Genomic DNA, 14277 nt, shown 5'->3' with positions numbered 1-14277 from the left:
GCTGCCGGACCGGGCCGCCAGCGGTCCGTTTTGCTGTGCTGCACAAGCGCGGCGCCCACTCTGGCGCACTGAAACAAAAAAATAGTGCTTATTAAATAGGCAGGGAATCGGTTAAAATAGCAGGTTCCTCCGTCCATTCCAGGTTCTTCAGTGCAAATCGGCCCTCACATTCTGCGCAATAACGTTTTCGTCGCTCCCATGGCGGGCGTGACGGATCGGCCTTTCCGCCAGTTGTGCAAGCAGCTGGGTGCCGGCTATGCCGTGTCGGAAATGGCGGCGTCGAATCCACGCCTGTGGGCGACGGAAAAAAGCGCGCGCCGCACGGACCACGAAGGCGAAATGGAGCCGAAAGCCGTGCAAATCGCCGGTGCCGATCCGCAAGACCTGGCCGATTGCGCCAAGTTCAACGTGGACCGGGGCGCGCAGATCATCGACATCAACATGGGTTGCCCCGTGAAGAAGGTGTGCAACAGCTGGTGCGGTTCGGCCCTGCTGCAAAACGAAAGCCTGGTCGAAAAGATCCTGCACGCCGTCGTCAATGCCGTCGACGTGCCCGTCACCCTGAAATTTCGCACGGGCTGGAACCGCGAAAACAAGAATGCCCTGAAAATCGCCCGCATCGCCGAGCAGGCTGGCATCCAGATGCTGACCTTGCACGGCCGTACGCGCGCCGATGGCTACAAGGGCGATGCCGAATATGAAACCATTGCCGCCGTGAAAGCATCAGTGGGTATTCCCGTGGTGGCCAATGGCGACATTACCAGTCCGCAGAAGGCCCGTTTTGTGCTCGATCAAACGGGCGCCGATGCCGTCATGATCGGCCGCGCGGCGCAGGGCCGGCCGTGGATTTGCCGCGAAATCGACCATTTCCTGCGCACCGGTACCGTGTTGCCGGCACCTTACGTGGATGAAGTGCGTGCCCTGATGGATGAGCATTTGCGCGCCCATTACGCGTTTTACGGAGAATTTCTCGGTGTGCGCACGGCGCGCAAGCACATCGGCTGGTATGTGAAAGACCTGGAAGGCGGCGAAGCGTTCCGCCAGCAAATGAACTTGCTGGAGTCGACGGACGCGCAATTGCTGGCCGTCGATCAATTTTTTGAGTCGCAATGGAAATTTGGCGAGCGGTTACAATACCGCCTCTCCGAATCCAGTGAAAGTGGCCTGCTAGAAACGGCCACGGCAGCATGAGCAGATAGCAACGCAGTGATATAAGTTACAAGCAATAGTTGCGAGAAGTACAAGGGCGAGCGCCTATACAGAGCGTCATGCAATATTAATTACAACACCGAGGCAAGAGGGCAGCACGCGGACCGCATGAGCGGCGCGGCACCGCATTGCCAGGTGTTCAGCCGGTTGAAGCATAAAAATGAGCAAAGAAAGCATTCAGGAAGTCGTACAGAAAAGTCTAGAAGATTACTTCAATGACCTGGGCGAACAGCAAGCATCGAATATCTATGACATGGTCGTGCTGACCGTGGAAAAGCCCATCCTGGAAGTCGTGATGACACGCGCCGATGGCAACCAGTCGCACGCCGCGCAGATGCTGGGCATCAACCGCAATACCCTGCGCAAGAAATTGCAGGAGCACGGTTTGCTGTAATGCCGGCATGCAAGTGACGCCAAGATTTGAATCCGCCGCAGCGGGCTTAGCCTGAAGCTGAGCGCTGCGCCATTCTCCAAGAACACTTAACCACCTAGCCACAGCCATGATCAAACAAGCTCTCCTCTCCGTTTCCGACAAGACCGGCGTTCTCGAATTCGCCCGTGCCCTGTCGGCCCTCGGCGTCAACCTCCTGTCCACCGGCGGTACCGCAAAATTGCTGGCAGACAACGGTGTTCCTGTCACGGAAGTTGCCGATTACACGGGTTTCCCGGAGATGCTCGATGGCCGTGTGAAAACCTTGCACCCGAAAGTGCATGGCGGTATCCTGGCGCGCCGCGATTTCCCTGAGCACATGTCGAAACTGGTCGAGCACGACATGCCGACCATCGACATGGTGGTGGTCAACCTGTACCCGTTTCAGGGCACGGTTGCCAAGGCCGATTGCACGCTGGAAGACGCCATCGAAAACATCGATATCGGCGGCCCGACCATGCTGCGTTCGGCGGCCAAGAACCACAAGGACGTGGTCGTCATCTGCGATCCGACCGACTACGACGCCGTGCTGGCGGAAATGCGCTCGGCCGACGGCAAGGCAGGCGACGTCAGCTACGACACCAAATTCATGCTGGCGAAAAAAGTCTTTGCGCACACGGCGCAATACGATGGCGCCATCACCAACTACCTGACCAGCCTGGGCCCGACGAAAGTGCACGCCGAGCGCGGCGCTTATCCGCAAATCCTGAACGTTGCCTTTGAAAAAGTGCAAGACATGCGCTACGGTGAAAACCCGCACCAGAGCGCCGCCTTCTACCGCGACCTGGTGACCATCGATGGCGCGCTGGCCAACTATCGCCAGCTGCAAGGCAAGGAATTGTCGTATAACAACATCGCCGATGCCGATGCAGCCTGGGAATGTGTGAAGAGCCTGGGCGGCTTCGAGCAAAGCGCCGCCTGCGTGATCGTCAAGCACGCGAACCCATGCGGCGTAGCCCTGGGCAAGAATGCGGCCGAAGCGTATGCGCGTGCCCTGCAGACGGACCCGACCTCCGCGTTTGGCGGCATCATCGCCTTCAACACGGAACTCGATGGCGCCACCGCCGGCGAAATCGCCAAGCTGTTCGTGGAAGTGCTGATCGCCCCATCGTTTTCAAAGGAAGCGAAACAGATTCTGTCGAGCAAGCAAAACGTGCGCATGCTGGAAATCCCACTGGGCAATGGCGTCAACGCCATGGACTTCAAGCGCGTGGGTGGCGGTCTGCTGGTGCAATCGCCGGACGCGAAAAACGTCGGTATCGGCGACTTGCGCGTGGTCAGCAAGCTGCAGCCAACACCGCAGCAATTGTCTGACCTGATGTTTGCCTGGAAAGTGGCGAAATTCGTCAAGTCGAACGCCATCGTCTTCTGCGGCAATAACATGACTCTGGGCGTGGGTGCTGGCCAAATGAGCCGTATCGATTCGGCCCGCATCGCTTCCATCAAGGCGCAAAACGCGGGCCTGTCGCTGACCGGTTCCGTGGTGGCGTCGGACGCCTTCTTCCCGTTCCGCGACGGCCTCGACGTCGTCGTCGATGCGGGCGCGACCTGCGTCATCCACCCGGGCGGCTCCATGCGTGACCAGGAAGTGATCGATGCGGCGGACGAGCGCGGCGTGGTCATGCTCTACACGGGCACGCGTCACTTCCGTCATTGATCGATGGAGAAAGTAGGTCGGATTAGCGGGGCCGCAGGCCGCGCGTAATCCGACAAGCGCAGTTGGCAACGCATGTCGGATTACGCGTACCGCTAATCCGACCTACAGCCTCTCTAAAAAGTACTCAGCGGCAGGCATCGGTTATTCACCGGTGCCTGCCGTATTCATTATAGAATCTGGCGATGATTATTCTTGGCATCGATCCTGGCCTGCGCACGACCGGCTTTGGGGTCATTGAAAAACACGGCAACAAGCTGCGCTATATCGCGTCAGGGACCATCAAGACGGGTTCCGAAGGGCAATTGCCACCGCGCCTGAAGATCATCCTGCAGGGCGTGAGCGAAATTGTAGGTACCTACCAGCCCGATTGCGCGGCCATCGAAAAAGTGTTTGTCAACGTCAATCCCCAATCGACCCTGCTGCTGGGCCAGGCGCGCGGCGCGGCCATCTGCGCGCTCGTGCATGCCGACCTGTCGGTGGCCGAATATACGGCGCTGCAAGTGAAACAGGCCGTCACGGGCCACGGCAAGGCGGCCAAGGAGCAGGTGCAGGAAATGGTGTCGCGGCTGTTGTCACTGCCCGGCTTGCCCGGCACGGATGCGGCCGATGCCCTGGGCGTGGCCATTTGCCACGCCAACAGCATCGATGCGCTGGCCATGATAGGCGCACTGGCGCCCCAGTTGCAGGGCTTGCGCATGAAGCGCGGCCGTTTAGTGGGGTAAACGCATGGCCCATAACTATATACACAACATTAGGAACACGCGATGATAGGTCGTCTCTCCGGTATTTTGCTTGAAAAGAATCCGCCACAATTGCTGGTCGATTGCCAGGGCGTCGGCTATGAAGTCGACGTGCCGATGAGCACGTTTTACAACTTGCCGCACGTGGGTGAAAAAGTCGTGCTGTTCACGCACCAGGCCATCCGCGAAGATGCGCATCTGTTGTTTGGCTTCGGCAATGCGGCTGAGCGGGCCGTGTTCCGCCAGTTGATCAAGATCACGGGCGTGGGCGCGCGCATGGCCTTGTCCATCCTGTCGGGCATGACGATTGCCGACCTGGCGCAAGCGATCACCTTGCAGGATTCGGGCCGCCTGGTCAAAGTACCTGGCATCGGCAAGAAGACGGCCGAGCGTCTGCTGCTGGAATTGAAGGGCAAGTTGGGTGCCGATATCGGCGCCGGTGGCGCACACGCGGCGCCGGACGCGCAATCGGATATTTTGAACGCGCTGGTGGCGCTCGGTTATTCGGACAAGGAAGCGCTGGCTGCCGTGAAAAACGTGCCGGCTGGCAGCGGCGTCTCGGACGGCATCAAACTGGCGCTGAAAGCGCTGTCGAAAGGCTGATAAGGCATGAGCATCCAGACCGACAGCTTCACGGAACAGCGCATCATCGACGCGGCGCCCATCTCGCACAACGAAGAAGCCATCGAACGGGCTTTGCGCCCCAAGCAGCTAGACGAGTATGTGGGGCAGGAAAAGATCCGCGACCAGCTGGAAATCTTCATCACGGCGGCGCGCCAGCGCAAGGAAGCGCTCGACCATACCTTGCTGTTCGGGCCGCCGGGCCTGGGCAAGACGACCCTGGCGCACATTATCGCGCGCGAAATGGGCGTCAACCTGCGCCAGACGTCCGGCCCCGTGCTGGAGCGCCCGGGCGACCTGGCGGCGATTTTGACGAACCTGGAAGCGAACGACGTCCTGTTCATCGATGAAATCCACCGGCTGTCGCCTGTCGTGGAAGAGATTTTGTATCCGGCGCTTGAGGATTATCAAATCGATATTATGATCGGCGAAGGTCCGGCTGCCCGTTCCGTGAAACTCGATCTGCAACCGTTTACCCTGGTCGGCGCCACCACGCGGGCCGGCATGTTGACCAACCCGCTGCGCGACCGCTTCGGCATCGTGGCGCGCCTGGAGTTTTACAACACGGGCGAACTGACGAAGATCGTCACGCGCAGCGCCGCCTTGCTGAAAGCGCCCATCGACCCGGAAGGCGCGCACGAGATCGCCCAGCGCGCCCGTGGCACGCCGCGTATTGCCAACCGCTTGCTGCGCCGCGTGCGCGATTTTGCGGAAGTCAAAAGCAATGGCGAGATCACCAAGGTGGTGGCCGACCGCGCCTTGGCCATGCTGGACGTCGATTCTGTGGGCTTCGACGTGATGGACCGCAAGCTGCTCGAAGCCGTGCTGTTCAAGTTTGGCGGCGGTCCCGTCGGCATCGGCAACCTGGCGGCCGCTATCGGTGAAGCGGCCGATACCATCGAAGACGTGCTGGAACCGTATCTGATCCAGCAAGGCTTCTTGCAGCGCACGCCGCGTGGCCGCGTTGCCACGCCGGCCGCCTATTTGCACTTCGGCGTCAGCGCACCGCGCATGGGCCCCGGCGGCGAAGCGTGGGAACTGTGATGGCGGACGGTAGTCAGCAAGCCATGCCGGGCATGCAAATCTGGATCGACGCCGATGCCTGCCCCGTGGTCATCAAGGAAATCCTGTACCGCGTGGCCGATCGCCTGGAGTTGCCGCTCATCCTGGTGGCCAACCAGGGCTTGCGCGTGCCGCCGTCGCGCTTCATCCGCACCGTGCAAGTGCCGTCCGGCGCCGATGTTGCCGACCAGGAAATCGTGCGCCTGCTCAATCCCGGCGACCTCGTCATCACGGGTGACATCCCGCTGGCTGCCGACGTGCTGACCAAGGGCGGTTTTGCGCTGAATCCCCGTGGCGAGTTTTATACGAAAGATAATATCGCCCAGCAACTGACGATGCGTGCCTTCATGGAAGAATTGCGCAGCGGTGGCGTGGACACGGGCGGCCCGGCCGCCTTCAGCCAGTCCGACCGGCAGCAGTTCGCCAACAGCCTGGACCGGCATCTGAGCAAGCATCACCGCAAGCCGGCGCCAGCCGTGCGTCAGACGTAAAAAAGCCGGCGCAGGGCCGGCTTCATCAGGGCAGGGCGTGCGCTGCTTATTCTTCGCGAACCCACGTCTGCGAGCGGCCAAACATTGGTACACCGATGTAGCCGCGCACTTGCAACTTGGTGCCGCCTTCCATCAGTTCGGCCTTGCTCTTGTAAGTCTTGCCATTGGCCGGGTCCGTGATTTCGCCGCCCGTCCATTCCTTGCCGTCATACTTCAGGCCGGACAGGATTACCAGGCCGATGATGGGCTGGTCCTTGTTGGCGCCCGTGCACTTGTCGCACTTCGGGTTTTGATCTTCATTCGGGGCGCGGAACAGCTTGTCGATCTTGCCTTGCAAGACACCGTTGTTTTCCGTGATGACGACGAGCGATTTCGGCTTGCCGGTGGCGTCGTCGATGGTTTTCCACGTGCCTACGGGCGTGTGGTTATCGTCGCGCGCTGTGGCGCTGCCGGCGATGGCCAGGGCGGCCATCATGATGCTTGCTGTGACGCTTGCTTTGAATATTTTATGCATTGCTAGTCTCCAATGGTTTTTTTGATCGGGTCACGAACAGTTTATATACCAAGGCAAGACCAGCGGTACTGCGCGGCGTCACGGATGACGCCGCGCAATCCTTCCAAACTTGCCTTATGCGCTGGCTAGTTTAGCAAACTGTTCGCGCAATTTTTCAATTGTGGCCGAAAAACTGAGCAAACGCTCGTTTTCTTGCGCAACGATGGCGGCCGGGGCGCGCGCGACAAAGCTTTCATTGCCTAATTTGCTATTTACTTTGGCAATTTCCGCTTCGATGCGGGCGATTTCCTTGCCCAGGCGTTCGCGTTCGGCGGCCACGTCGATTTCCACTTTCAGCATCAGCTTGGTGGTGCCGACGATGGCGACGGCCGCAGGCGAGTCCGGCAGCGCATCGACGATCTGCACTTCGGCCAGCTTGCCCAGCGACTGGATGTAGGGCGCATACGATGCCAGCGCTTCTTTCTCGCTGGCATTGCCCGCTTCGACGATCAGCGGCACGCGCACGGAAGGAGAAATTTGCATTTCGCCGCGCAGGTTGCGCGTCGCATCCGTCAAGGCTTTCAGTTGCTGCATCCATGCTTCGGCCGACTCGTCGATCTTGTCGGTATTGGCGATCGGATACGGCTGCATCATGATGGAATCACCTTCCGCCTTGAGCGTCCTGCCGGCCAAAGGCGCCACCGTTTGCCACAGCGCTTCCGTGACAAACGGGATGATCGGATGGGCCAGACGCAATACCACTTCCAGCACGCGCAGCAGGGTGTGGCGGGTGGCGCGTTGCTGGCCTTCCGTGCCCTGTTGCACTTGGACTTTCGCCACTTCCAGGTACCAGTCGCAATACTCGTCCCAGACGAATTTGTAGATGGTGGCGGCGATGTTGTCGAAACGGAAGTCTTCAAAGCCCTTGGCCACGTCCAGCTCGGCCTTTTGCAGCAGGGAAATAATCCACTTGTCCGCTTGCGACAGGTCGGCGTCATTCGGCGTGCAATCCTTGCCTTCCGTATTCATCATGACGAAACGGGTAGCGTTCCACATCTTGTTGCAGAAGTTGCGGTAGCCTTCGCAGCGGCCCAGGTCGAAGTTGATGTTGCGGCCCAGGGAGGCATAGCTGGCCATGGTGAAGCGCACGGCGTCCGTGCCGTAGGCCGAAATGCCTTCCGGGAATTCCTTGCGCGTCGCCTTGGTGATTTTTTCCGCGTCGCGCGGGTTCATCAGGCCCGTGGTGCGCTTGACGATCAAGCCTTCCAGGTCGATGCCGTCGATCAAGTCGATCGGGTCCAGCGTATTGCCCTTCGACTTGGACATCTTCTGTCCCGTCGAATCGCGCACCAGGCCGTGCACGTAGACAGTTTCAAACGGTACCTTGCCCGTGAAGTGCGCCGTCATCATGACCATGCGCGCGACCCAGAAGAAGATGATGTCGAAACCCGTCACCAGCACGGACGACGGCAGGAACGCCTTCATGTCCGGCGTTTCTTCAGGCCAACCCATGGTCGAGAATGGCACCAGGGCCGACGAGAACCAGGTGTCGAGCACGTCGTCATCGCGCTTCAAGGGCCCCGTGCTGCCGGCGGCCACGGCCTTGGCTTGCGCCTCAGCTTCCGTCTTGGCAACGAAGATATTGCCCTTGTCGTCGTACCAGGCCGGGATTTGATGGCCCCACCACAGCTGGCGCGAGATGCACCAGTCCTGGATGTTGTTGAGCCACTGATTGTAGGTGGTGCTCCAGTTTTCCGGCACGAACTTGATTTCGCCATTGGCGACCTTGTCCAGTGCCGTTTCGGCGATCGACTTGCCTGGGAAGAAAGTGCCTTCCGGGGCCGGCTTGCTCATGGCGACGAACCACTGGTCCGTCAGCATCGGCTCGATGACGACGCCAGTGCGGTCGCCGCGCGGCACCATCAGCTTGTGCGGCTTGACTTGCTCGAGCAGGCCTTGCGCATCGAGGTCGGCGACGATTTGCTTGCGTGCGGCGAAGCGGTCCATGCCGCGGTAGGCTTCAGGTGCGTCGTCGGTGATCTTCGCGTCCAGGGTCAGAATGACGATCTGCGCCAGTTTGTGGCGCTGGCCGACGGCGTAATCGTTCATGTCGTGCGCGGGGGTAATCTTCACGCAGCCCGTGCCGAATTCCTTGTCGACGTATTCGTCGGCGATGATGGGAATTTCACGGTCCGTCAGTGGAAGTTTCAGCATCTTGCCCACCAGCGCTGCGTAGCGCTCGTCCGTCGGGTCGACGGCCACGGCCACGTCGCCCAGCATGGTTTCAGGACGGGTGGTGGCCACCGTCAGGAAACCGCTGCCATCGGCCAGCGGGTACTTGATGTACCACATGGAGCCGTCTTCTTCCTCGGACACCACTTCCAGGTCGGACACAGCCGTACCCAGCACGGGGTCCCAGTTGACGAGGCGCTTGCCGCGGTAGATCAGGCCTTGCTCGAACAGGCGCACGAAGACGTCGGTGACGACTTTCGAGCGCGGTTCATCCATCGTGAAGTATTCGCGCTGCCAGTCGGCCGAGGCGCCCAGGCGGCGCATTTGGCCGGTGATGATGGAACCGGATTTTTCTTTCCATTCCCACACTTTTTCCACGAATTTCTCGCGGCCCAGGTCATGGCGTGAAATCTTTTGCGCGTCCAGCTGGCGTTGCACGACGATTTGCGTGGCGATGCCCGCGTGATCGGTGCCGGGAATCCAGGCCGTGTTGTGGCCCAGCATACGGTGGTAGCGGGTCAGGCCATCCATGATGGTCTGGTTGAACGCATGGCCCATGTGCAGGGTGCCGGTGACGTTCGGCGGCGGCAACTGGATGCTGAAGGAAGGTTTTCCGGCATCGAGGGTGGCGGTAAAGTAACCGCGCTGTTCCCACTCGGTGCGCCAGAATTGTTCAATGTCGGCGGGCTCGAAAGACTTGGCTAATTCCATGATTTGGCGTGTGATTGGCAAAAGGAACCATTATAGATGACGCGGCATCGCCCGCAGCGTGGCAACTGGCCTTTTTCAGTGTTTTGGCGGCTTTGCGGGCCGTTTTCCCGCAACAGAACGGGGATAAACGCGCTGCCGATGTTATAATGCCGGCCTCGGCGCCTCCTGCCCCATCTTTGCGGACGGCGCCTGCAGACGCAGTTTTATCCAACTCCCGTCCGCGCCACAAGGCCAGTGCATCAGCGATGCCTGCCATTTCAGAGCGTCCCCTTCGGGCCGGGCGCCTGAGCCACGCGCACCCTCAGCGGTGCACCATTCACGGCGGAATCAAAGCGGCTCGTTATTGCGCGCCGCTGCCGCCACAGCTTAGCCAGGAATGTTGTTATCTGGCCCGTCGTCTTTCGATACGGCATGTCACTACAGCGCGCCTTGACGCCTGTGGCCATGCCATGGCCGCGCGCTTTCCCGGTTTTGCTTTTACAAGGAAACCACCATGAAGAAAATCTCGTTCACCATCCGCCTTGTTTCGACCATCGCCAGCCTGGGCGCCATTCCCCTTGCCTATGCTCAGTCGTCCGTCGACGTGTACGGCCTGATGGATGCGGGCCTGGTGCAGGAAGGCGGCATTAGCAAGCTCACCAGTGGTGTGTCGGCCGGCTCGCGCCTGGGCCTGCGCGGCACGGAATCGCTGGGCGAAGGCTGGCAAGCCGTGTTCACCCTGGAAGCGGGTGTGCAGGGCGATACGGGCCGCTCGGACCAGGCGGGGCAATTGTTCGGCCGCCAGGCTTTTGTCGGCCTCGACAGCCCGCTGGGCATGCTGACCGTGGGGCGCCAGTACAACCTGCAAAGCCAGGCGCTGACCGACGTAGCCGATCCGTTCGAGGGCGGCCTGGCCGGGGCGGCGACCAACCTGGCCGGCTATTCGGCCACGCGCATCGACAACACCGTGCGCTACACCTCGCCCGAGCTGCGCGGCGTCACGGCCACCGTCATGTTTGGCTTTGGCGAACATACGGGTGTTGTGGCCGATCAACGTTCGCTGGGTCTGGCCCTCGGTTATGTCAACGGCCCCCTGACCCTGCGCCTGGCGCGCCAGAGCCGTGCCGGCGAGCCGGGCAAGGCCGACGTGAACAACACCATTTTGGCCGGCAACTACAACTTCGGCGTGGCCACCGCGTTTGCCGGCTATGGCCGCAACACGGGCGATGGTAGCACCATGTTCTTTGCGGAAAACCCGTATGGCGCGGCGCAGGCGCCAACCCGCTCAAGCGACAGCCGCGACGCCATCGTCGGCGTGTCCGTGCCGCTGGGCGCGACCACCTTGCTGGCCTCGTACGTGCGCAAGGATGACCGCGACGCGGCCAACCGCGATGCGCAGCAGCTGGCCATCGGCGCCACGTATGCCTTGTCCAAGCGCAGCAAGGTGTATCTTGCTTACGCGCATATCCGCAACCGCAACGACGCTGCCTACATGGTGGGCAATGCCACGGAAGTGGGCACGGGCAACCGCGCGCTGAATATCGGCTTGCGTCACGCGTTTTAAGCGGCCAGCATTTTTCTCTGCAGCAACAGTTCCTCGAAGGCGTCTGCGGTCAGCGGGCGGCTGAACAGATAGCCCTGCATCTGGTCGCAGCCGTGCTGGCGCAGGAAGGCCAGCTGCTGCGGCGTTTCCACGCCTTCGGCGATCACTTTCAGGCGCAGGCTGTGCGCCAGCGAAATGATGGCGCGCACGATGGCCACGTCATCGTCGCTGTTTGTGATGTCGCTGACGAAGGTCTTGTCGATTTTCAGCACGTCGATGGGGAAGTGGCGCAGGTAGGCCAGGCTGGAATAGCCGGTGCCGAAGTCGTCGATGGACAGTTGCACGCCCAGCGCCTTGAGATTGCTCATGATGGCCGTGGCTTGCTCCACGTCATGCATGACCATGCTTTCCGTCAATTCCAGTTCCAGATGGGTGGCATCGAGGCCTGTCTCGGCCAATGCCTGCGCCACCGCGTGCAGCAGATTCCTTTGTTTGAATTGCCGCGCCGACAAGTTGACGGCCAGGCGCAGCCGGCCATGGCCGGCCAGTTGCCAGGCGCGCGTTTGGGCGCACGCCGTGTGCAGCACCCAGTCGCCGATGGGGGTGATCAAGCCCATTTCCTCGGCCAGGCCGATGAAGCTGGCGGGTGGAATACGCCCCAGTTGCGGATGGTGCCAGCGCAGCAGCGCTTCCATGCCCACCACCTTGCCGCTGGCCAAGTCCAGCTGGGGCTGATATTCGAGGTGAAACTGTCCCCGTTCCAGGGCGTGGCGCAACTCGCTTTCCAGTCCCAGCCGCTCCAGAGTGCCCGCGTTCATGCTCGATGCATAGAATTGCCAGTGGCCCCGTCCCTGTTCCTTGGCGCGGTACATGGCGATGTCGGCATGCTTGATCAGGGTGTCGGCATTCTGGCCATCGTCGGGATACACGGCCACTCCCATGCAACAGCTGAGAAAAAATTCATATTCGCCCAGTTGCAGCGGCTGCGCCACGGCGTCCTGGATGCGCTGCAGGATAGCCGCGCCCGGTTCTCCATTGCCATGCTGGGGTAGCAGCAGCACGAATTCGTCGCCGCCCAGGCGCGCCACCGTGTCGACTTCGCGCGTGGCGCCGCGCAGGCGCTCGGCCACGTTTTTCAGCACGCTGTCGCCCGCATCGTGGCCCAGGGTATCGTTGACGAATTTAAAGCGGTCGAGGTCGATGAACACCACCCACAGGGGCATGCCGCTGCGCCGCGTCACGGCCATCGCCAGTTCCAGCCGTTCTCGCAGCAGGGCCCGGTTGGCCAGGCCCGTGAGGATATCGTGCCGGGCCTGGAATTCCAGCTCCTGTTCGAAGCGCATGACGGTGCTGATGTCGTATTGCTCCACGACAAAGTGGCTGACGGTGCCATCGCCATCGTCGCGCACGGGAGCGATGAACAGCTCGCTCCAGTAGCAACTGCCATCCTTGCGGAAATTGCGCACGATGGCCTTGCCTTCGCGCTGTTCGCGCAGGGCCGCCGTAATTGGGTGCATGTCTTGCCGCCCTTGCGCGGGACCCTGCAAGTCTTCCAGGCGCTGGCCGATGACTTCCGCGGCCACATAGCCGGTGATGCGTTCGAAGGCGGGATTGACGTATTCGATCAGGTAGCCCGGTGCGTCGGCGCTGCACAGGATGATGGCATTGGCCGACACTTCGATGATGCGTTCGCGCAAACGCAACGACTTCTCATTGTGCATGCGCGCGGCAATGTCTTCGGACAGGCGCAAATTGGCAAACTGCAGCGCCACCGTGCGTTCGCCCGTGATGCGGGCAATCACGGAATTGCGCGTCACAAGCTGAAAGACATAGGCGGTTGCCAGCAGGCTCGACAGTAATCCGCCCAGCAGTACATACAGGGAGCCGCGATGGTTCGCATTGAAGCTCATGCCGCTGGCTGGCAGCAGGGCGGCGCCCAGCGTGTGCCCGCTGGCGTGGTATTCCAGCAGCAGCCGGGTGCTTTCCGACTCGATCTGGCGCGCCGAGACATAGCACAGGGCCGTCAGGCACAGCCCGACCGCCAGGGTGATCAGGGCCGAGGTGGAAACGGAAATGGAAATACGTTTGAAGAATGATTGCATGATGGCGTCCGGTAGCAGTGCCGGTGCCGATCCATGATCCGGCAGCCCTGGCAGTGATGCCGACTGTAGGGCGCGCGGCACATGGACGTCCGTTCGCTGGCGAACGGACAAGCATGCCTACAAGAAATATAGTGGGCACTGTGCAAGCGCTGTGTTACGCTGCTGCATATGGCGCCCCTCGTTCGGACGTCTTACCTCTATCCCCTAGCTGACGACTGGAAACCAGGAAAACTGCCCATGTCGAGTCCGCATGCCCAGCTGCACAACCCGAATCAAAACCATTTGCTCGCCGCCATGCTAGACGCCGATTTCGCGCGCCTGGCCCCCCACCTGGAGCAAGTCTCCATGTTGCTCGGTGACGTGATCTACGATTCGGGCGATAAGCTGCAGCATGTGTACTTTCCCACCACGGCCATCGTTTCACTGCACTATCTGCTGGAAAACGGCGGCTCGTCGGAAATCGCAGGCGTGGGCAATGAAGGCGTGGTGGGCGTGTCTCTGTTCATGGGCGGCAACTCGACACCGAGCCGCGCCGTGGTGCAGACGGGTGGCGTCGGCTATCGCCTGAAGGCGCATTTGCTGATGGAAGAATTCGACCGCGCCGGTCCCGTCATGCGTTTGCTGCTGCGCTATACGCAAGCCTTGATCACGCAAATGTCGCAGACGGCCGTGTGCAACCGCCACCATACGGTAGAGCAGCAGCTGTGCCGCTGGCTGCTGCTGACCATGGACCGGCTGCCGAACCGCGAGCTGACCATGACGCAGGAACTCATCGCCAACATGCTGGGCGTGCGCCGCGAAGGCGTGACGGAAGCGGCGGGGCGCTTGCAGGCGCGCGGTTTCATCAGTTACCGGCGCGGCCATATTTCCGTGCTGGACCGCGCCGGCCTCGAAGGCCATGTGTGCGAATGCTATGGCGTGGTCAAGAAGGAATTCACGCGCCTGCTGTCGGACGTGCGCCAGCGCCAGGCGCAGTGAACACCGCACCTGATACCGCATTTCCCTTC

Annotated in this window: 12 protein-coding genes; 9 read left to right on the top strand and 3 right to left on the bottom strand. The window is 61.0% G+C overall.

Features of this window, described 5'->3' with window-relative positions:
- Nucleotides 1–150 precede the first annotated feature (150 nt).
- From dusB to C8C89_RS00880, 7 genes are all read left to right on the top strand, one after another.
- Entirely contained in the window at nucleotides 151–1191 is a 1041-nt protein-coding gene (gene dusB, locus C8C89_RS00910; protein WP_133988669.1) for a tRNA dihydrouridine synthase DusB, read from the top strand.
- Nucleotides 1192–1369: 178 nt separating this feature from the next.
- Nucleotides 1370–1603 carry a helix-turn-helix domain-containing protein gene (locus C8C89_RS00905; protein ID WP_008445162.1) on the top strand — a complete coding sequence of 78 codons (234 nt, stop codon included), beginning with the start codon at nucleotides 1370–1372 and terminating at the stop codon, nucleotides 1601–1603.
- A 106-nt stretch (nucleotides 1604–1709) separates the two neighbouring features.
- Entirely contained in the window at nucleotides 1710–3296 is a 1587-nt protein-coding gene (purH, locus tag C8C89_RS00900) for a bifunctional phosphoribosylaminoimidazolecarboxamide formyltransferase/IMP cyclohydrolase (RefSeq protein ID WP_133988668.1), read from the top strand.
- 182 nt (nucleotides 3297–3478) lie between these two features.
- Nucleotides 3479–4018 carry a crossover junction endodeoxyribonuclease RuvC gene (ruvC, locus tag C8C89_RS00895; protein ID WP_101483826.1) on the top strand — a complete coding sequence of 180 codons (540 nt, stop codon included), beginning with the start codon at nucleotides 3479–3481 and terminating at the stop codon, nucleotides 4016–4018.
- Nucleotides 4019–4060: 42 nt separating this feature from the next.
- Nucleotides 4061–4639, top strand: a complete 579-nt coding sequence (ruvA, locus tag C8C89_RS00890) for a Holliday junction branch migration protein RuvA (RefSeq protein ID WP_070222695.1) — start codon at nucleotides 4061–4063, stop codon at nucleotides 4637–4639.
- 6 nt (nucleotides 4640–4645) lie between these two features.
- Nucleotides 4646–5701, top strand: a complete 1056-nt coding sequence (ruvB, locus tag C8C89_RS00885; protein ID WP_101483827.1) for a Holliday junction branch migration DNA helicase RuvB — start codon at nucleotides 4646–4648, stop codon at nucleotides 5699–5701.
- 32 nt (nucleotides 5702–5733) lie between these two features.
- Nucleotides 5734–6210, top strand: a complete 477-nt coding sequence (locus C8C89_RS00880) for a YaiI/YqxD family protein (protein ID WP_133993064.1) — start codon at nucleotides 5734–5736, stop codon at nucleotides 6208–6210.
- Between the two features lie 46 nt (nucleotides 6211–6256).
- Here the strand turns inward: C8C89_RS00880 and C8C89_RS00875 are convergent, their stop codons facing one another.
- Both C8C89_RS00875 and C8C89_RS00870 read right to left on the bottom strand, forming a co-directional pair.
- Nucleotides 6257–6724 carry a DUF2147 domain-containing protein gene (locus C8C89_RS00875; RefSeq protein WP_101483828.1) on the bottom strand — a complete coding sequence of 156 codons (468 nt, stop codon included), beginning with the start codon at nucleotides 6722–6724 and terminating at the stop codon, nucleotides 6257–6259.
- A 114-nt stretch (nucleotides 6725–6838) separates the two neighbouring features.
- Nucleotides 6839–9646 carry a valine--tRNA ligase gene (locus tag C8C89_RS00870; RefSeq protein ID WP_133988667.1) on the bottom strand — a complete coding sequence of 936 codons (2808 nt, stop codon included), beginning with the start codon at nucleotides 9644–9646 and terminating at the stop codon, nucleotides 6839–6841.
- Between the two features lie 493 nt (nucleotides 9647–10139).
- Between C8C89_RS00870 and C8C89_RS00865 the strand changes: the two genes are divergently transcribed.
- Entirely contained in the window at nucleotides 10140–11189 is a 1050-nt protein-coding gene (locus C8C89_RS00865; RefSeq protein ID WP_133988666.1) for a porin, read from the top strand.
- Here C8C89_RS00865 and C8C89_RS00860 read toward each other — a convergent pair.
- Nucleotides 11186–13270, bottom strand: coding sequence for an EAL domain-containing protein (locus C8C89_RS00860; protein WP_133988665.1), 2085 nt, complete (start codon nucleotides 13268–13270; stop codon nucleotides 11186–11188). The genes C8C89_RS00865 and C8C89_RS00860 overlap by 4 nt on opposite strands.
- Nucleotides 13271–13507: 237 nt before the next feature.
- Between C8C89_RS00860 and C8C89_RS00855 the strand changes: the two genes are divergently transcribed.
- On the top strand, nucleotides 13508–14248 hold the full coding sequence (locus C8C89_RS00855) for a Crp/Fnr family transcriptional regulator (RefSeq protein WP_133988664.1): 741 nt from the start codon (nucleotides 13508–13510) through the stop codon (nucleotides 14246–14248).
- The last annotated feature ends 29 nt before the right edge of the window (nucleotides 14249–14277 follow it).

The organism is Janthinobacterium sp. 75 (assembly GCF_004365495.1).
Classification (GTDB): domain Bacteria; phylum Pseudomonadota; class Gammaproteobacteria; order Burkholderiales; family Burkholderiaceae_D; genus Janthinobacterium.
Note: the sequence above shows the minus strand (reverse complement) of the source record. Positions and strands in the feature narration are given on the sequence as shown.